The organism is Corynebacterium sp. p3-SID1761 (assembly GCF_055862885.1).
Window position 1 is genome coordinate 1 of sequence record NZ_JBSQBJ010000027.1, and the last position, 16865, is coordinate 16865.

19 protein-coding genes and 1 tRNA gene are annotated in these 16865 nt (G+C 55.2%); 3 read left to right on the forward strand and 17 right to left on the reverse strand.

Annotation, left to right across the window (positions count from 1 at the left end):
• Positions 1–67: 67 nt before the first annotated feature.
• Positions 68–144, reverse strand: a tRNA-Leu gene (locus ACWXWJ_RS09820).
• Positions 145–219: 75 nt separating this feature from the next.
• Between ACWXWJ_RS09820 and polA the strand changes: the two genes are divergently transcribed.
• The gene (gene polA / locus ACWXWJ_RS09825; RefSeq protein WP_473964290.1) at positions 220–2799 is read left to right on the forward strand and encodes a DNA polymerase I; all 2580 of its coding nucleotides are present in this window, start codon (positions 220–222) and stop codon (positions 2797–2799) included.
• On the opposite strand, the gene ACWXWJ_RS09830 is transcribed toward polA, so the two are convergent.
• On the reverse strand, positions 2796–3692 hold the full coding sequence (locus tag ACWXWJ_RS09830) for a DUF368 domain-containing protein (RefSeq protein WP_473964291.1): 897 nt from the start codon (positions 3690–3692) through the stop codon (positions 2796–2798). The genes polA and ACWXWJ_RS09830 overlap by 4 nt on opposite strands.
• A gap of 261 nt (positions 3693–3953) precedes the next feature.
• Here ACWXWJ_RS09830 and rpsA point away from each other — a divergent pair, with 261 nt between their 5' ends.
• Positions 3954–5420, forward strand: a complete 1467-nt coding sequence (gene rpsA, locus ACWXWJ_RS09835; protein WP_034969922.1) for a 30S ribosomal protein S1 — start codon at positions 3954–3956, stop codon at positions 5418–5420.
• A 119-nt stretch (positions 5421–5539) separates the two neighbouring features.
• Here rpsA and ACWXWJ_RS09840 read toward each other — a convergent pair whose 3' ends face one another.
• From ACWXWJ_RS09840 to ACWXWJ_RS09855, 4 genes are all read right to left on the reverse strand, one after another.
• Positions 5540–5806 carry a hypothetical protein gene (locus ACWXWJ_RS09840; RefSeq protein ID WP_293792331.1) on the reverse strand — a complete coding sequence of 89 codons (267 nt, stop codon included), beginning with the start codon at positions 5804–5806 and terminating at the stop codon, positions 5540–5542.
• Between the two features lie 393 nt (positions 5807–6199).
• Positions 6200–6871 carry a lysozyme family protein gene (locus tag ACWXWJ_RS09845; RefSeq protein WP_473964292.1) on the reverse strand — a complete coding sequence of 224 codons (672 nt, stop codon included), beginning with the start codon at positions 6869–6871 and terminating at the stop codon, positions 6200–6202.
• On the reverse strand, positions 6847–8241 hold the full coding sequence (locus ACWXWJ_RS09850; RefSeq protein ID WP_473964293.1) for a MinD/ParA family ATP-binding protein: 1395 nt from the start codon (positions 8239–8241) through the stop codon (positions 6847–6849). Before ACWXWJ_RS09850 ends, ACWXWJ_RS09845 begins: the two co-directional genes overlap by 25 nt.
• 144 nt (positions 8242–8385) lie before the next feature.
• On the reverse strand, positions 8386–8556 hold the full coding sequence (locus ACWXWJ_RS09855; protein WP_473964294.1) for a hypothetical protein: 171 nt from the start codon (positions 8554–8556) through the stop codon (positions 8386–8388).
• Between ACWXWJ_RS09855 and ACWXWJ_RS09860 the strand changes: the two genes are divergently transcribed.
• A complete protein-coding gene (locus tag ACWXWJ_RS09860; protein WP_473964295.1) occupies positions 8546–9202 on the forward strand; it encodes a hypothetical protein in 657 nt (218 codons plus the stop codon). The two genes, ACWXWJ_RS09855 and ACWXWJ_RS09860, sit on opposite strands and share 11 nt — an antisense overlap.
• A gap of 142 nt (positions 9203–9344) precedes the next feature.
• Here the strand turns inward: ACWXWJ_RS09860 and ACWXWJ_RS09865 are convergent, their stop codons facing one another.
• The 11 genes from ACWXWJ_RS09865 to ACWXWJ_RS09915 all read right to left on the reverse strand — a co-directional run.
• Positions 9345–9764, reverse strand: coding sequence for a hypothetical protein (locus ACWXWJ_RS09865; RefSeq protein WP_459378535.1), 420 nt, complete (start codon positions 9762–9764; stop codon positions 9345–9347).
• Between the two features lie 398 nt (positions 9765–10162).
• On the reverse strand, positions 10163–10834 hold the full coding sequence (locus ACWXWJ_RS09870; RefSeq protein WP_473964296.1) for a hypothetical protein: 672 nt from the start codon (positions 10832–10834) through the stop codon (positions 10163–10165).
• A gap of 79 nt (positions 10835–10913) precedes the next feature.
• Positions 10914–11498: a hypothetical protein gene (locus ACWXWJ_RS09875; protein ID WP_473964297.1), complete on the reverse strand. Its 585-nt coding sequence runs from the start codon at positions 11496–11498 to the stop codon at positions 10914–10916.
• A 138-nt stretch (positions 11499–11636) separates the two neighbouring features.
• Complete coding sequence (locus tag ACWXWJ_RS09880) at positions 11637–11993, reverse strand: RHS repeat-associated core domain-containing protein (protein ID WP_473964298.1); 357 nt, start codon at positions 11991–11993, stop codon at positions 11637–11639.
• A gap of 721 nt (positions 11994–12714) precedes the next feature.
• Entirely contained in the window at positions 12715–13476 is a 762-nt protein-coding gene (locus tag ACWXWJ_RS09885; protein ID WP_473964299.1) for a hypothetical protein, read from the reverse strand.
• Positions 13469–13843, reverse strand: coding sequence for a hypothetical protein (locus ACWXWJ_RS09890; RefSeq protein WP_473964300.1), 375 nt, complete (start codon positions 13841–13843; stop codon positions 13469–13471). Before ACWXWJ_RS09890 ends, ACWXWJ_RS09885 begins: the two co-directional genes overlap by 8 nt.
• Before the next feature lie 116 nt (positions 13844–13959).
• The gene (locus ACWXWJ_RS09895) at positions 13960–14298 is read right to left on the reverse strand and encodes a hypothetical protein (RefSeq protein WP_473964301.1); all 339 of its coding nucleotides are present in this window, start codon (positions 14296–14298) and stop codon (positions 13960–13962) included.
• Between the two features lie 606 nt (positions 14299–14904).
• Positions 14905–15675 carry a hypothetical protein gene (locus tag ACWXWJ_RS09900; RefSeq protein WP_473964302.1) on the reverse strand — a complete coding sequence of 257 codons (771 nt, stop codon included), beginning with the start codon at positions 15673–15675 and terminating at the stop codon, positions 14905–14907.
• Positions 15668–16030 carry a hypothetical protein gene (locus tag ACWXWJ_RS09905; RefSeq protein WP_473964303.1) on the reverse strand — a complete coding sequence of 121 codons (363 nt, stop codon included), beginning with the start codon at positions 16028–16030 and terminating at the stop codon, positions 15668–15670. The genes ACWXWJ_RS09900 and ACWXWJ_RS09905 overlap by 8 nt, the downstream gene beginning before the upstream one ends.
• Before the next feature lie 95 nt (positions 16031–16125).
• Positions 16126–16434, reverse strand: coding sequence for a hypothetical protein (locus tag ACWXWJ_RS09910; protein WP_473964304.1), 309 nt, complete (start codon positions 16432–16434; stop codon positions 16126–16128).
• A 92-nt stretch (positions 16435–16526) separates the two neighbouring features.
• The coding region (locus ACWXWJ_RS09915; RefSeq protein ID WP_473964305.1) for an RHS repeat-associated core domain-containing protein at positions 16527–16865 on the reverse strand (339 nt) is incomplete at its 5' end.

Below are 16865 nucleotides of genomic sequence, written 5' to 3' on the forward strand. Positions count from 1 at the left end.
GGGTACGGGCGTGGTGGGGATAAGCAAAACCCGCTGCCAAGGTTTTCCTCAACAGCGGGTGTCTAAATGGTGCCCCAGGTGAGACTCGAACTCACACTGGACGGGTTTTGAATCCGTTGCCTCTGCCAATTGGGCTACTGGGGCGCGAAGTGCTTACCGGTGCATAATACGCCACGGTGCTCGAGCCAACCAAAACCGCCCTCCGTTAAAGTTGATCGCATGGCTAAACTCTTACTCCTCGATGGTCATTCGCTGGCTTTCCGCGCCTTCTATGCGCTGCCCGCCGCCAACTTCTCCACGGTCGGTGGCCAGCACACAAACGCGGTCTATGGCTTCCTGGGCATGTTCCTTACTCTTATGGACAAGGAAAAGCCCACCCATGTCGCCGCCGCTTTTGACCTGTCCGGGCCGACATTCCGCGAGGAATCCTTCCCGGAGTACAAGGCACAGCGTCCGAGTACGCCGCCGGAGTTCAAAGGTCAGATTGAGCTGATCCGCCGCACTCTTGAAGCGTTGGGCGTCACAACCCTCGATAAAGAGTCCTACGAGGCCGACGATATTATTGCCACCTTGGCTACCGAGGGCGCCAAGGAAGGCATGGAGGTACTGATCTGTACTGGCGACCGTGACTCTTTGCAGTTGGTCACTGAGGATGTGACGGTGCTGTACACGCTGAAGGGCGTCTCTAATCTGCACCGCTTTACTCCGCAGGCCGTGGAGGAAAAGTATGGCGTGACCCCCACTCAGTACCCAGATCTCGCGGCGCTGCGCGGCGATACCTCTGACAACATGCCCGGCGTACCTGGAGTCGGCCCGAAGACGGCGCAAAAGTGGATCGCGAAGTACGGCAGTCTGCAGGGCGTGATCGACAATATGGATGACATCGGCGGGAAGGTCGGCGCCAACCTGCGCGAAAACATCGACAATGTGGTGCTCGCGCGCGACATTACGGAAATGGTGCGGGACCTTAAGCTTGTTGATGATTTGGACGCCCTTAGCCCCCGAGATATCGATCCCAACGAAGCGCTGGGCATGTTCGAGGAGCTGCAGTTTGGCACGGGACTTCGCAATAGGACGTTCAAGATCATGGGCGTGGAGTTCGCCGATAGCGCTGCTGTGCCCGTGACAGTGGAGGAACCCAAGGCTGGGAAGTTGGGGGCGTGGCTTAAGAAGCGTGCCCGTGGCACGGTGGTCGATGTTGACGGCGAGCAATTGACTCTGCTGGATCAGGACAACGTTGCAGTGCTCATCGACCTGGCGGACGTGGATCCGAAGGATGAGAAAGCCCTGTCGGAGTGGCTGGCCAATCCGGAGGCCACAAAGTGGCTGCACGATTCCAAGCAAGCCTTCCATACACTCCAAAATCAAGGCTTAAAGCTTGACGGAGTGGAGCATGACACATCGCTTGCGGCTTATTTGCTGCGCCCTGACGTGCGCACTCTCGGTCTTGCGGACGTGGTGCAGCGACACGTGGGGCACGAATTATCTGACAATGCCACCGGCACCGACCGAGCCCAGGCCGTGGCGGAACTGGTGAAGGCCCTCACTCCAGAGATCGAAGAGGCCGGACAGTCCGAGTTGTATTTCGACTTGGAGGTTCCCCTGGCGCTGATTCTGGCGAAGATGGAGCACGCAGGCATTGCTGTGGATGACGCGGCGCTGCAAGAACTCTCCGATGACTACGGCACACGCCTGAACGAGGAGGTCGCCGCAGCCCGCGAACTGGCGGGGGAGCCAGAGCTGAACCTTTCCTCCCCGAAGCAGCTGCAGAAGGTGCTTTTCGAGACCTTCGACCTGCCGAAAACCAAAAAGACCAAGACTGGCTATTCCACCGCTGCTGCCGAGCTGGAAAAGCTTGCGGCACAGTCGAACCACCCATTCCTGGGGCACTTGATGGCCCACCGCGAATACCAAAAGATGAAGTCCACCATCGACGGGCTGATCGAGGCGGTGGGTGACGACGGGCGCATTCACACTACCTTCAATCAAAAGGGTGCGGCGACCGGTCGACTCTCGTCCTCCGACCCGAACCTGCAGAACATCCCCGTGCGCACAGACGCAGGCCGTAAGATCCGTGCCGCATTCCAAGTCGGGGAGGGCTACGAAACATTGCTGACCGCCGACTATTCCCAGATCGAAATGCGCGTCATGGCGCACCTATCCGAAGATGCGGGGCTCATCGAGGCCTATGCCAGCGGTGAGGATCTGCACAACTACGTCGGCTCGCGCGTGTTCGACGTGCCTGTCGATGAGGTCACTCCGGAACTACGCCGCCGCGTCAAGGCGCTGAGTTACGGCCTGGTCTACGGTCTATCCGCTTTCGGCCTTTCCCAGCAGCTGAAAATCAGCGCAGGGGAGGCGAAGAAGATCATGGATAACTACTTCGAGCGATTCGGCGGTGTAAAGCGCTACCTGGATCACGTGGTGGAGGTCGCCAAGCAGACCGGCTATACGGAAACCCTCTACGGGCGCCGTCGGTATCTGCCGGAGCTCAACTCATCGAACCGGGTGGCTCGTGAGAATGCTGAGCGTGCCGCCCTTAACGCACCGATTCAGGGTACGGCGGCGGACATTATCAAGCTGGCTATGCTGCGTGTGGATCGGGAGATTGCACGGCAGCAGCTGAACTCCCGCGTGCTGCTGCAGGTCCACGACGAACTCGTTGTGGAAGTTGCCCCTGGCGAGCTGGAGCAGATGACCGAGCTCGTGGAGCGGGAAATGGATGCAGCCGCCCGGCTGCGCGTGCCTTTGGATGTCTCTGCCGGCACAGGAGAGAACTGGGACCTAGCTGCGCACTAGTTGGCTTCAGCCTTTGCGCCGGCGACCTTCTCGGCTACCAGCATCGCCCCCACGATGGCTGCGCCGAGAACGAACAGCCCGAGGGCTGCGCCCAGGTTCTCGCCGGGTGCCTGCAGGTTGGCGTCGCCATCCTGCCACGGCCATAGCGCACGCAGGGAGCCCAGCATCAGGCCCGTCATTACGAACAAAGTGATGGTGCGGTGGTTGTTAAGCAGGTATTCCAGCAGGCGCACAAAGCACACGATTCCGGTGATCGCGCCCAGGAAGAACACGCCGAGGTAGACCAGGTTCCTATCGTCCACGGCAGCCATAGTCGCGGAGTACAATCCCACTGCCAGCAGGAAGAAAGAACCCGAAACGCCCGGTAGTACCAACGCGCACACTGCGATCGCCGCGGCCACGAACACCCACAAAAGGTTCGGGTCGGACTGCGGCGCGCTGGTTAGGCCGGTCAGGAAGAATGTCGCCACTGCCGCCACAACCATTCCGAGGATCGCCATTGGCAGGCGTCGCCGCACATCCTCCTTATCGGTCATGCCAATCGGGACGGTCAGAGAGATCAGCACCATGCCGAAGAACAGCGCCCGCGCATGGACGGGCTTGTCGGTCACGAAGCTCTCCATTACTCCGGCCAGGGAGAGGACAACGGCGCCCATACCCACCAACATCGGCAGCAATAGCATCCAATCCAAAGCCTTGTACTGGGTAAACGCAGCCTTCCTATCCTTGGGAAGCTGCTTCGTGGCGTCCAAGAACAAGTTCGCCTGGTGTAGGACACGCTCGTACACGCCAGTAACTAGTGCAATTGTTCCGCCCGATACGCCGGGCACCAGCTCGGCCATGCCGATCAAACCGCCACGGACCATGTTCACTAATATTTGTATTGCCTTCATCGCGCACCATCGTACTGGACACCCTCAATAGCTCCCGCCTAACGCGCGGCCAAAACGCCATGTTTGCGCTGTTCACTGTGGTCGTGTAGCGTTATGCGCGTTGTGCGCCCTCTTTTTTAGACTTTGTGACGCCCCAGTGTGAGCGTCCTAGGGGTTCCCGCCAGGTAATTGAGGCTGGTGGGGGCGTCAAAAAGAAGGGTTTGCAGAACTAGAGTAACTGTCCATCTTCTATTTCTATTCGTTCCGAAAGACATTCAACATATGCCCACCAACAACGTCCCTCAGGTAGCCATTAACGACATTGGCTCTGCTGAGGATTTCCTCGCTGCCGTCGACTCCACCATCAAGTACTTCAACGATGGTGACATTGTCGAGGGCACCGTCGTCAAGGTCGATCACGACGAGGTCCTGCTGGACATCGGATACAAGACGGAGGGTGTCATCCCTTCCCGCGAGCTGTCGATCAAGCACGACGTTGACCCGGGTGAGGTTGTTGAGGTCGGCGACGAGATCGACGCTCTGGTTCTCACCAAGGAAGACAAGGAAGGCCGCCTGATCCTGTCCAAGAAGCGTGCACAGTACGAGCGCGCTTGGGGCACGATCGAGGAGCTCAAGAAGAACGAGGAGCCGGTCACCGGTACCGTCATCGAGGTCGTCAAGGGCGGCCTGATCCTGGACATCGGCCTGCGCGGCTTCCTGCCCGCCTCCCTGGTGGAGATGCGTCGTGTTCGCGACCTGCAGCCCTACATCGGCCAGGAGATCGAGGCCAAGATCATCGAGCTGGACAAGCACCGCAACAACGTTGTGCTGTCCCGCCGCGCATGGCTCGAGCAGACCCAGTCCGAGGTTCGCTCCGAGTTCCTGCACCAGCTGCAGAAGGGTCAGGTCCGCAAGGGTGTTGTCTCCTCCATCGTCAACTTCGGCGCCTTCGTCGATCTCGGCGGTGTCGACGGCCTGGTTCACGTCTCCCAGCTGTCCTGGAAGCACATTGACCACCCGTCCGAGGTTGTCGCAGTCGGCGACGAGGTCACCGTCGAGGTTCTGGATGTGGACCTGGATCGCGAGCGCGTGTCCCTGTCCCTGAAGGCAACCCAGGAAGACCCGTGGCGCGTATTTGCACGCACCCACGCTATCGGCCAGATCGTGCCGGGCAAGGTCACCAAGCTGGTTCCGTTCGGCGCATTCGTCCGCGTCGAGGAGGGCATCGAGGGCCTGGTTCACATCTCCGAGCTGGCCGAGCGCCACGTCGAGGTTCCGGATCAGGTTGTAGGCGTTGGCCAGGACGCAATGGTCAAGGTCATCGACATCGACCTGGAGCGTCGCCGCATCTCCCTGTCCCTGAAGCAGGCTGATGAGGACTACACCGAGGAGTTCGACCCGTCCAAGTACGGCATGGCTGACTCCTACGACGAGCAGGGCAACTACATCTTCCCGGAGGGCTTCGACCCGGAGACCAACGAGTGGCTCGAGGGCTACGACGAGCAGCGTCAGGCATGGGAGGCTCGCTACGCAGAGTCCGAGCGTCGCCACCGTCTGCACACCGCTCAGATCGAGCGCAACCGCGCCGCAGCTGCCGAGGCTGCTGCAAACGGCGAGGGTGGCTACTCCTCCGAGACTCAGACCGAGTCTGCACCGGCTTCCTCCGAGGCACCGGCTCAGGACGCTGGCACCCTGGCTTCCGATGAGCAGCTGGCTGCTCTGCGCGAGAAGCTGGCCGGCGGCGAGTAAACCACTCGACACCGTGCTGGCGGGGACCGCTGCTTAACCAGCTAGGTCTGCGCGCTAGGAACGTTGAAAGGCATCCACTTCGGTGGGTGCCTTTTTGTTTTTCGTAGGTGCGCTTTTGGCTAAAGCATCTGAATGACAGTGGCGGCGCCGATCGTAACCACAAGCATGATGGCTGCGATAATTGTCGAGCCCATCAGGATTTTGACGGTTCGCGGTGTCACACTCGGCTGATTTTCACCATGCCGGATAGCTTTGCCCGCGATATCCATGCGCAGCTTGTGCGCCTGCACGGCAGCGCGATGGTCCTTCTTTGCTGGCGTGGCGGTAGACGACGAGGGAGAAGCCGCAGGGGCGCTCTGTCCTACGTCGTGCTGTTGGATAGACATGGGGGCTCCTTTCAGCTTGGCGTCTGCCTTAAAGATATGGCTTCAGCTCTGGTGGGAGTTGGATACGGATCTCTGGTGAATCATTCGCAGGCGGCCTGGGTGCTGGTGCCTTTGGAGCCTTGGGTGCTGGCTTCGCAGGAGGCTTAGAAGGAGGCGGGGCAGTTTCTGTTACCGTCTCTGGCTCCGCAGCTGGGGCCGGCGGGGGAGCTGGCTTGGGAGTTTCAGACTTGGTGCTCGGTGCCGTCACCTCTTCAGGTAGCTCAGGTACTTTGCCCAGTGGTGGTACTTCGTCATTCACAGTCTGCTCTTTGGCATGACCCGGCGATTCGCATGCAGCTAGCGTGCCTGTAAGCGAAATCAAGAGCAGTGCGCTTGCAGTGTGAGTTTTCCTCATTAGCGTGAATACTCCTTGGCCTTTTGGTGCACAGCTTTCAAGAACACTGGGCTGGGGTTGAATTCCGAGACTGCTGTGGTCCATCCTTCTGGGCTTGTGAGGTCTCCCGCGCTACAAGTGATTTTCGCGGTGGTCAGGGCGGCGTCGTCGATGTTGTCCGGATTTGGTGCGTTGCCAGGTTCAGCGGCAGTGCCATATTGTTCCCAGCGCGAAGGCATGAGTTGCATTGGTCCCACCGGGATGTCCTTAGTGGAATCGCCGTCGATGTCTCCTCCGTCGGTATCGGGCACGGAGTTCTTGCCGCCGGCGGCAGGCGCAACGGCGCGTATAGGTTTGGAGGTCACGCCGTCTTCGTCGATGGTGGTGGAGTTTATTTGCCCATGTTGGGTCAGCACATCACCCAAAGCAGCTAGCGTTTGCCAGCCGACGGCGCAGCCTTGTTCCTGTTCCACGTTGTAGGCAGCGTATGCGTATGCCTGCAGCGCGCGCTCGGGGATGTGGTAGGGCTCGGCACGCTCGGTAGCCCACTGTTTCATGGTATCCACTTGGGCGTGTTGTTCCGGCACAGGTGGTTCTAGGCGATCGGCGCAGCTGGAAAGGGTTGTAAAAGTAAGGAACCCGACGCCCAGCGCGGCCACCCCTCGGCCTACGAAGCTGCGTGACGGTGCCACGAATCAAAGTCCTCCGCAACGATTGCTGCTAGTTCCATGTAGGCCTGCTTGGTTTCCTTGCTGATGCGGTCAAGATCAACCGTTGCGCCCTCAGAGAGGTGGCGGTCGAATGGAATGACGTGCACTGCGCGGGTGCGGCTACGGAAGTGTGCAATCAACTGATCCATATCGATCGTCGCATTTTCAGGGTGGGCCGCAGAGACGACCACCACAGAGTTTGCTGCGAGTTGTTCGTAGCCGTGCAGATTGAGCCAGTCCAAAGTGGCGGAGGCTGATTGAGCGCCGTCAAGGGCAGGAGAGGTGACGAGCACCAAGGAATTGGCCAGCTCCAACACGCCGGACATTGCCGAGTGCATCAGCCCTGTTCCGCAGTCGGTGAGCATCACGTTGTAGTGGTGCTGCAGAATGTCGACCGCGTGGCGGTAGTCCTCATCACTGAAGGATTCGGACACGGCGGGATCGCGCTCCGAGCCGATAACTTCCAAGCGAGACTTGGCCTGGGTAGTGAACTGGCGTATGGAGGCGTACTTTGATGTGTCTTCTGCGTTGAGGAGGTCGCGGATCGTTGCCGGACCGGGGGCAGCCACACGCTGTGCTAGGGTGCCGAGGTCCGGGTTGGCATCTATGGCGATGACGCGGTCGTGTCGGATGGAAGAGAAAACGCCACCCAATGCAACGGTGGTGGTGGTTTTGCCCACGCCACCCTTGAGCGACATCACGGCAATGCGGTAGTCGCCGCGCAGCGGTCGGCGGATTTTTTCCAGAAGCTGGTCGTGTTCAAGATCCTGCTGGGAGTCACCGACGTTCCAGTGCCCACCGGTGACATTGTAAAGCATTTTGCGCCATCCACTGCGCGGTGCCTTCTTGACAGCATTGACAAGGTTTGTCTGATCCAGTGCCGGCGGTGGCTTTAGGTCATATTCGGACGGTACATGGTGCTTACCGTGATTTAACGGGGCCTGCTGGGGCTGGGGCTGCTGTGCCTGGGCTTGCTGCGGTTGGGTTTGCGGCGACTGGGCCTGCTGAGGCTGGGCCTGCTGAGGAGCTTCAGATGAAGCGGGAGAGCCTTGCGGGGCAGTGCCCTGCGGCGCTGTTCCTTGGGGAGGCTGAGGATACTCAGGGGAATCAGTAGTCACCTGGTTGGTTTGGTGACCTTCCTGAGGCCTGGATTCGTGAGCTTGCTGAGGCGCCGCAGGGACTTGCTGCTGACCTTCATTGGAAGAAGGGGAGGAAGTAGGAGACTCTGCAGCGGGCGGCTCTTGGGGCTGAGAAGGTTGTTGTGGTGGGGTGGCTGGTTGTGCTGGCGCACCATCACCAGTGAACTGGAGCCAAGAGGGCAGTCCTTCGTGGGATGGCTGGTTGGTTGACACTACGCACTCCTCGTGTACTTCACTCTTTGTTACCGACAACTTCTCTACGTATAACCCGTCCTATACTAATGTGTGTTGTGCAATTTGTGCTGTGTGTCCCCCACAGATGTGTTTGATTTGCTCTAGGCAGAATGGAAGAGATCGCTAGATGAATTCCCCAAAGGTAGCTAACGCTGCACGAAGTGGAGGTTCGGGCTCGCTGGTCTCGGGGCGTAGCGTTTTCGGCAGGGCAGTGTGGGCTTCGCGGGTTGCACAGGCGCGGAGGTCTTCTTTAGTTGACACATCTAGGCCGATGGTTATTGCGGTGGCTTCCATTGACAACCGTATGCTGACTTCGCCTGTGACCGCTTTGGTTTCCATGATTGCCGAAGAGGTTTCTGAACTACCGATGGTAGTTCTGGACGCAGATGTGCAAGCTCAGCCAATGCGAGGACCGTTGGGTGCGTGGGCAGCGGGAGATGTTCTTGGGCTAGCGGCGACGGAACCGCTGGATCTGACCCGCAAGAAAATGGAGAACTTTGCGGATAACTCCGGGGCAGTTCCGCTGTTGACGGCTTCGCAAGGTACTCAGGGGCAGATGGCTGCTGATGTGCTAGATACTGTGGTTAGTCGTGCCCAGCACAGGTGGCCAATTGTTGTGGTGAACTTGCCTTATACATGTGCCGGGGAGACCATTGCCGCGGGCACAGCTATGGCGGATCATGTGCTGTTGGTGGCTGATAGACACCATGAACAGCATGGGTGGCTGTACCAGCCGGGTCACCACCTGACGGAGCTGGCACAGTCCAATAAGGTGACTGTTGTCAAGGTGGGGGCAGCTGCTCTGGATTTGCCGCAAGATACGGTGGTTCTGCCGAGTGTAGACGCTCATTCGACGAGCAGATCGAAGATCGTTCCATCGACAAACCCAGAGGACGTGTCGATGTATCACCGTTTGCTGTCGAGGGTTTTCGGTAGTTGAGGACTCCTACACACTGTGAAGAGTCCTGGGTTTATTTCCTACCTCTGCCAGGGAAGGATTGAACCATGCCTTGAAGGTATTCCGTTTTATGTTCGACGCCCCAACGCACTCCGCATGGAACGTCGCTACGCACCCTAGGGATTCATCGAATATGTTTAGACATGGTCTCTTGCGGATCAACAACCACTGAGCTTAGGCTCACTAGGAAGTAGAACAAATTTTCTTCGTCTAAATTAGACGGATCTATACAACAGGCAGCCTCTGCGAGAGAAGATATTTTTCCGTAATCGATAATTAAATCGTGGGGGTCTCGATTTATTTGTGCTTCATAGGTTTTTTCGTCGGTTATCTCAAGCCAATGCTCCGCTAGTTCGTTAATTTGAAAATAGTCGGCATTCTGCAGCCCTTCAAGGAGTTTTGGGGGGATATTTCCAAGGAATGGTGCTGACACCTCGAGGAATGTTTTAGCCAATACGTCTAATATCGATGATTTGTTCTTCAAACCCAGAGTTCTATCAATTATTGGGTCAAATTTCTGGTGGTAGTTGGAGAATGCTGTCAATTTTTCTTACTTACCTGATGTGGGGCTAGATGGGCCTCCTTCTACAGATGGAGTTACACCCAGCTTGACGTTTGCGAATTCTGGATCATTGTCCAGAATAGTCTGTGGGCCTCGACGCAATCTTGCGGTACCGTCAGCACGAGTAGGCTCACTCGATCTGACTACGGGGTATGCAGTACTCCCTCAGCGTCCCTTCCGTGCCCCATGGAAATGGCTATTCTACCTTGCTCACCTGGCTTCATTGCTGCAGCTAGTTTGTTAGTTTGCCGTTGGAGGGGATCAGCTGAGTTCTGAATTGCCTTTGTATGGGCAGACGATCCCATCAACCCAAATTGTCCCGTCGGTGGTGGTCGCCTAATTAGATTTTTCGGCGCTATGTGCACTATGTGGGATGCATGCTATGAGATATCTAGTTTGCTCCAGCCTGTGGTGGAGTGGTCAGTGGAAGTCATCCAGGTGGACAGTTCTCGGATGAGACTCCGGGCGTCGTTCCTCATGCACCAATAATGGTGTTGAGCATCGCCGAGGCGCATCTCTACACGGTAGTTGTTGTCGGCTGGGCTGAAGTAGCACTGGATATAGTGCTGGTCCTTGGTGTTGTCGCTAATGATTAGGAAGTCTCGCGGATCGGTTCCGATATTGAGGTTTGCTAGTGAGCGGGCATTGGTGGTGATGTGGTCGATCCAGGAAGGGATGCTGCGAAGACTAGCCCACGGGGCGTAAAACTGGGACGTTTCGGTGGTGTACTGTGAGTTTTCGTCACCGAAGGTCCATACCAGTTGATTGTTTTCGAGGATGGTCAGCGTGGTGAAGTAGGAAAGGACGGGGCTGATGAGCTGGAGTAGTTGGGGGATGTGTTCGTTGTTGTCTCTGATGGCGATGCATTCTGCACCGGTGAGTTCCACGGGGATCTTGTGGGGTGACAATGTGTTGGTGAGATACTGCTGGAGCTGACGTGTATGCGTCGAGGTGTGTTTGTCTGCTCGACTGGCGGCAGTCACGAGGCTATAAGTATCCTCCGGCTCGGTTGGAGTGGTGGGGAGGTGGATGATAATTCGTTCCGTACTCATTATGACCTGTCACTTTTCGAGATTGCGTTGCGGAGGTACCGCTTACGTAGAAGAAATATGAGTCATAGCGTTGGGAGATTCAGTTTCCCATTTGAGAATAGTATTGTTCCCATTCTTCTAGTGTTGGCTCTCGGTTCGTGACCAGGAAATATCTCGCATCGCTTGGTGGAGCGGAAGCCATGGTGACGTCAAGTCCGTTTTCTTCGAGGTAATCTAAGATTCGCTGCTCGTTCATTTCCTTTGCCCTCATTGGAAAATCGGATGCCATGGAATCCTCAGCGGTCTTTCTTCCAAGCCATTGTTGCCGGTAGGAGCGTGTCATCGCATTTAACTCGTTCGAGTAGGTGATGAGTCCCCATTGTTGGGATGCTTCGGTCTTCGTAATTTCCATCCCCAGAGGTGGACGTTCGAGATCTTTCCAGGTGTGAATTAAGAGCTGAAATAGACGATCCGACTCGTCAAGTGAATAGCTAACTGCAGTTATGCCGTTTCGTTCCTGGAAAATCCAAACTCGATCGAGATTTGACAATGGCTCAGTGGGCTTCTCGATTTCATCGAAGTTAAGGAAAAAAGGATCAAAGTCGCTTTTGACCGTTTCGATGGCAGTATCAATATCTTGCCAGAAAAATGCGGTGGGTTGGTTATATGCAATTTCAAAAGTCAAATCTATCCGCCTTGAATGAGGGTGATATTGCCAAATGGATCGTTCATCGCTATTCGTGATTCGTGCCCTAATCTACGAGCAGAGGGAAAGCGATCCCATTCTACGTAATATCTTTGATTGTTTAGGGTGTATTGGAGGTCAGGACGATTCTGTCCGACATCGTATCCTGCCTCCTATCGGCTTGAAAGTACTGTCGCACCATCGACCAGGATCGGTGGCGTGAGGTTTCTTGTGAGCAACGGAGCCTACGAGCCCGAAAATATCCACCCAGAATGCTGCGTGGTCGTCATACCCTTGTGCTGAGGCGAGTCGTGGGGCGAGTCCGAGTGGGTCTTGGGCGTTGTAGGCGCCTAGGGTGGGGTTGTAGTAGCGGAAGCGATTGTACGTCCACGCGGATTCAGCATCCTCATACTGACCGACAAACAACAACCGACTGGTGCGTCGACCCGCCCACGTGCGCTTGCCATACAAGGCTTGGGTTGCGTGTCCCTCCACGGGTTCCGGTGGTGGTGTTGATCAGTTCCTGTGGCGCACCTGCCAGGTCACACCAGGTCACCCGCCAGGGGATAGAACGTTCCATCACCTTGGGGTTGGGAGCAACTGGCGGCAGGGGTGAAGCGTTCTGGGCATTGTGCCAATCATTCCTTAGCAGAAGTAGGAACCATACCCAGTTCGCGTCATAGGTGTAGGTGGTTCGCCCCATATGTGTTGTCTTGGTGCCCGCGAAGATCATGCTGCCATCACAAGTAATTGCGGTATTTTCCGGCTTTGGATTCTTCTTGCTTGCCGATGACGCGGTGAGCCTGCGTCCCTTTCTACCGTGTGCTGCGCGTTGTTGCGAGAAGCGCTGGGGTGGCGTTGTCTACTCTCGGCGACGTTGATCCACTTGAGCAAATCCACAGCGTTTGCGTTGATTTCGCCGTGTATCGCGAAAAAGTTGTGGCTTGGTTGAAGGAATAGCCGAATTTTCGCAAGGTTTGCTTCCGGTCGGGTTGGATTGTAAGGGTGTCTTAGTCTCGTTGTGGGTGACCAACTTGGTCGATACATCGAATTCTCGCCGCTAGCGGCGGGCTTTTATCAGCGCTGTGTCCAATTGTTCCCGGGCAGGCCGTGGCCAGCGCGTTTGTTGCTTGACGATGCCCCATTGTCTTTACCGTCCTATGGCCCAGTGTTCTATCTCCAAAGTAAACAGAACCAAACCGCTTTTGAGTGGCAGTTAGATGATCGGTGAGTGTGAATTGTCGAGCCAGGCCACGATGTGGTTTTCGGCTTGTTTCGCGGACGGTAGTTTGTCGAGGTGGCGGTCTCCGTTGCGGTTCGTGAGAAGAAGCGGGAAGTAGTTTCCCTTGGCATTGAACTTGACCTGGAGGGTCTCGCCGTGCGAATTCTGGTACGTAACGAAGCCAGCGGACGAAGTTTCCGACAAGTGAGTCAGCCACTTGGGTACGGCTTTGGCAGAGGCGTAACGTTGCTCGCCCAATACGGTAGACGAGGTGGAGATGTCAGTGGTTTCGTCGCCTTCCAAGATCGGAATGCCCAAATGCGGGACCGAAATGGCGATGCCCTGGTGGAGGCCGAGCTCTGAAAGTTTTCGGGCGTCGTTCGAGAGATTTTCCGTGGGAATGTCGATTTTGGCTTGCCCGGGAGCTGGTGGTTCAACCTGCGCCAACTGCGCAATTGCCTCGAGTGCCGCCATAGACTGAGGTGTATCTTCGAGGGCGGTGATGGCCAAGTTGAGAGACTCGCGCTGCGACGTACTCGCCGTGTACAACTCGAGCGAGTCGGACTGATTCACTGAATCCAGCAGGATGCCGAGTATTTCGCCTTGGTAGGCGTAGATGGCCTCATCGATGGCGGTGGTGTCATGAATATTGCTCAGCAGATGGTGGAGGTGCTCGGCGGCATCCGAGTCCATGGATTGGTCGTAAACTTTCGCATACAGTTGTCCGATGAGCAGCAGTGCGGAATCGCTATGCATAGTCTTTCGCTCCGTAAAAGTCGAAGGGGTACGGGTGGCTGGTCTTCCCGGCGAGGGGGTTTCGATCCTTTGGAGCGGAAAGCCATCCGGTGATGGCGCTGAGCACTTCGGCAGGCAGGCGCATTTCTTCCCCTTCTGCTGCGGCGAACCTGTAGCTGAGGGCGCCGGTTTTGTCAGCGTTTCCGTCAAGTCGCTCGGCCAGCTCGAATATTGTCAGCGCAGTGATATCTGCGACGAATCTGGTTGCTTCATCAGATGACAGGGGCCCTGTTTCCTGGATTCGAGTGTGAAGCTGTTCAATGGTTGGCGTGACGACGTCTTCGAGATCCGATTGAAATTGCGTCAGCTGTTCGTTGGTGGGCTGCATTAACACTCTTATAACATTCCAGGGTTCCACGGGATATTTGTAGGTTGAGGCAAGCCTTGTTGCTTTAGTTTCTCGATACCATAATCGGTTAGTGCATCTGCTTCAGATTGGCTGAATCAGACCGAGGTGTGTGCCTCTACCTTGATGGCTCTCACGTCGTTCCAAGTATAGGTATCGACGTCAGGATCGAAATTCTTGGCAAAATCATCATATCCGCGTCGTTGTGCTGCAGTGATCTCTTTGTGAAGCGCAGATCCGGTTGCGGGATTGTTTGAATTCTTAAGTTCATTAATTGGGACTGTAGGAGCATCCAGCGAATATTGTCGTGCCAATGGAGCATTATTGTAGTTGGCCTTCGCCGGAATATGATGTCCGCCGACTGGCGTGGAACCATAGCGTTTGACGGGAATTCCCTCGACAAATTCTGGGCACGACTCTAAGCCTAGGAAATCCACCCAGAATGCTGCGTGGTCGACATACCCTTATGCGGATGCCAACCTAGGGGCAAGGCCTAGTGGGTCTTGGGCGTTATAGGCACCCAAGGTGGGACTGTGTTAGCGGAAGCGGTTGTACGCCCACCCGGATTCAGCGTCCTCGTACTGACCGGCAAACAACAATGGGCTGGCGCAGCGACCATGCCACGTGCGTTTGCTGTACAGGGTTTGGGTGGCCCGGCCTTCCGCTGTGCCGCTGGTGGGTGTTGATGGTGCCTTTGGCTACACGTCAGCTAGGTGCGTCACAGGTGTAGCGGTAGCCAACACTTGGAGTATCGGAACGGTTTAACCCGATCGGTTGATCAATGTTGGCGTACTAGACGTGACGGACGAAGGAAGTTAACTATTTCCTTTTTTGTTCGACGCCCAGCGTACCCTGTATAAAAGCGCCACTTCATCCCGAGGGAAACCGCATCTAAGTGGGGTTTGCTTTCGACTTCTTTGTGCTGAGAACGGGAAAGTCAGAGTGATGTGCTTGTAAGTCTATTTAGCTAATTAACTTATCGGATAGTTAGCTGTTCAAAGTAGTAGAAATTGTGTGGCATTTTGTCAAGTTTGCCCATATGCTTAAAAAGCGTAACCCAAATAGAACCTTTCAAGCCAATCTAGTACTGTCCTTGTGGCCAGGTCTATAGATTCTATTCTTTTAAGTTCCTTTTCGTTCGCTGACGCGCTAAGGATCGCAAAGTAGCGCCCATTCTTTATAAATTTAACTTGCAACCTCTCGCCATGTGGAGATTCATAGGACAAAAAGCTAGACAATCCCTCCGTCTTTGGGTTGGATAAATGCTCCAACCATTTCGGAACTGCTCGTTTGGAGGCAAAGTCCAGCACCCCAAAAAGAGTAGTGTTAGTCTGAACATTCTTTGACTCGTCTCCTTCAATAAAAGGAATGAAGAGGTCTTTACATTCAATCGCTAGTCCACTACCAGCCCCTACCGTGCAAAGAAATATACCATCGAGTCCAATATTTGAAGAATATACTCTCAGGGTGTCGTTGGAGACAATAGCTACTTTACTCTGGAAATGGTCTATGATTTGGTTTTTTGCGGCTACTGATTTAGCGCTCTTTGTTATGTCACGAATATCGATTGATACCCAATCGTCATGAGCTTCTTGATTGGAGACCAAGTCAAAAAATTCACTCTTTTGAATGTGGTTAATCAGTAGCTTTGTAACTTCAGAGCTTAGTGAATAGAGATGTTTTTGAACTTCTGCACTTGAGCTGGAACCAAGGATTGAATTAGTGAGAGATCGAAACGAGTCCGTTTCTAGTGCTTGGTCGTAAACTTGTGCGTACAGTTCGGCAACTATATCGAGTTCAATTGGACTATTCATTGTGATTCATTCCGTAAACGTTAAAATGATAGTTTTTGGTTACCTTTCCGTGAAGAGGATTCGTTGATCTTGGGGCCATAAGCCAGCCAGCGACAGAATCTACAACATTATCGGGCAAAGAAGATTCATTATTCTTGGTAATATGATATGTTACCGCATTCTGCAGTTGCTCATTCGCTGCAAGCTGAGCGGCGAGCTCGATCAAGATTAACGTAACTGCATACGATGCAATTTCAATGGCTTCGTCTGAAGTAAGATCTTTTTCCAAATTCGCAATCTTTTTCTCTACTTGCGGCCAGACTACCTCTGGCACAGTTTGCTGGAGTTGTTTCAGATCTTCATTCGTAATTTCCATTTTTCCTTCTAGATTAGACCTGGGTTCCAAGGGATATTGGTCGGGTTGGTCACTCCTTGGGCTTTAAGCTGATCAATTCCAAAGTCGACGTAGGCCTACTCTGTTTCAGTGCTAAATCCCACAGATTTTTGCGCCTCGATCTCGATTTCTCTTACTTGGTCCCACGTGTAGACGTCTGTCTCTGGATCGAAGGTGGATGCAAATTCATTATACTTGTTCTGTTGAGCGGCTGTAATCTTACGATGGAACAGGTTGCCGGTTGCTGGATTGTTTGAATTCGAAAGCTCGCTTGTTGGAATCGCCGGCGCATCTCTTTGATGAGCAGCTCTATTGACTGTGTGATTGTAGTTTTGCTTTGCCCGAATATGGTGCCCACCTACAGGCGCGCTTCCATATCGTTTCATCGTTGTTCTTTGGACGGTCTGAGGCAATCCCACCTTTTCTGACTTGCTTCAGAAATATGGCTAGATGCTCCCTGCAACCCGAGCGCGTCCACTCAGTATGCTGCGTGGTCGACGTACCCTTGTGCTGATGCGAGTCGTGGGGCGAGTCCGAGTGGGTCTTGGGCGTTATAGGCACCCAAGGTGGGGTTGTAGTAGCGGGAGCGGTTGTACGCCCACCCGGATTCCACATCCTCGTACTGGCCAGCAAACAACAGCGGGCTGGTACACCGACCAGACCACGTGCGCTTGCCGTACAGGGTTTGCATGGCCCGGCCTTCTACGGTTCCGGTGGTGGTGTTGATCAGTTCCTGTGGCGCTCCTGCTAGGTCGCACACTAGGGCGTAGAACGTTGCATCAACTCGGGCCTGGGACCACGTGGCGGCGGGGTTAGT

Excerpts from the sequence above, each read along its gene's own strand:
- polA (WP_473964290.1), top strand. The coding sequence starts at position 220 with ATGGCTAAACTCTTACTCCTCGATGGTCATTCGCTGGCTTTCCGCGCC.
- ACWXWJ_RS09830 (WP_473964291.1), bottom strand. The coding sequence starts at position 3,692 with ATGAAGGCAATACAAATATTAGTGAACATGGTCCGTGGCGGTTTGATC.
- rpsA (WP_034969922.1), top strand. The coding sequence starts at position 3,954 with ATGCCCACCAACAACGTCCCTCAGGTAGCCATTAACGACATTGGCTCT.
- ACWXWJ_RS09840 (WP_293792331.1), bottom strand. The coding sequence starts at position 5,806 with ATGTCTATCCAACAGCACGACGTAGGACAGAGCGCCCCTGCGGCTTCT.
- ACWXWJ_RS09855 (WP_473964294.1), bottom strand. The coding sequence starts at position 8,556 with ATGGAAGCCACCGCAATAACCATCGGCCTAGATGTGTCAACTAAAGAA.
- ACWXWJ_RS09870 (WP_473964296.1), bottom strand. The coding sequence starts at position 10,834 with ATGAGTACGGAACGAATTATCATCCACCTCCCCACCACTCCAACCGAG.
- ACWXWJ_RS09885 (WP_473964299.1), bottom strand. The coding sequence starts at position 13,476 with ATGCATAGCGATTCCGCACTGCTGCTCATCGGACAACTGTATGCGAAA.
- ACWXWJ_RS09890 (WP_473964300.1), bottom strand. The coding sequence starts at position 13,843 with ATGCAGCCCACCAACGAACAGCTGACGCAATTTCAATCGGATCTCGAA.
- ACWXWJ_RS09900 (WP_473964302.1), bottom strand. The coding sequence starts at position 15,675 with ATGAATAGTCCAATTGAACTCGATATAGTTGCCGAACTGTACGCACAA.
- ACWXWJ_RS09905 (WP_473964303.1), bottom strand. The coding sequence starts at position 16,030 with ATGGAAATTACGAATGAAGATCTGAAACAACTCCAGCAAACTGTGCCA.
- ACWXWJ_RS09910 (WP_473964304.1), bottom strand. The coding sequence starts at position 16,434 with ATGAAACGATATGGAAGCGCGCCTGTAGGTGGGCACCATATTCGGGCA.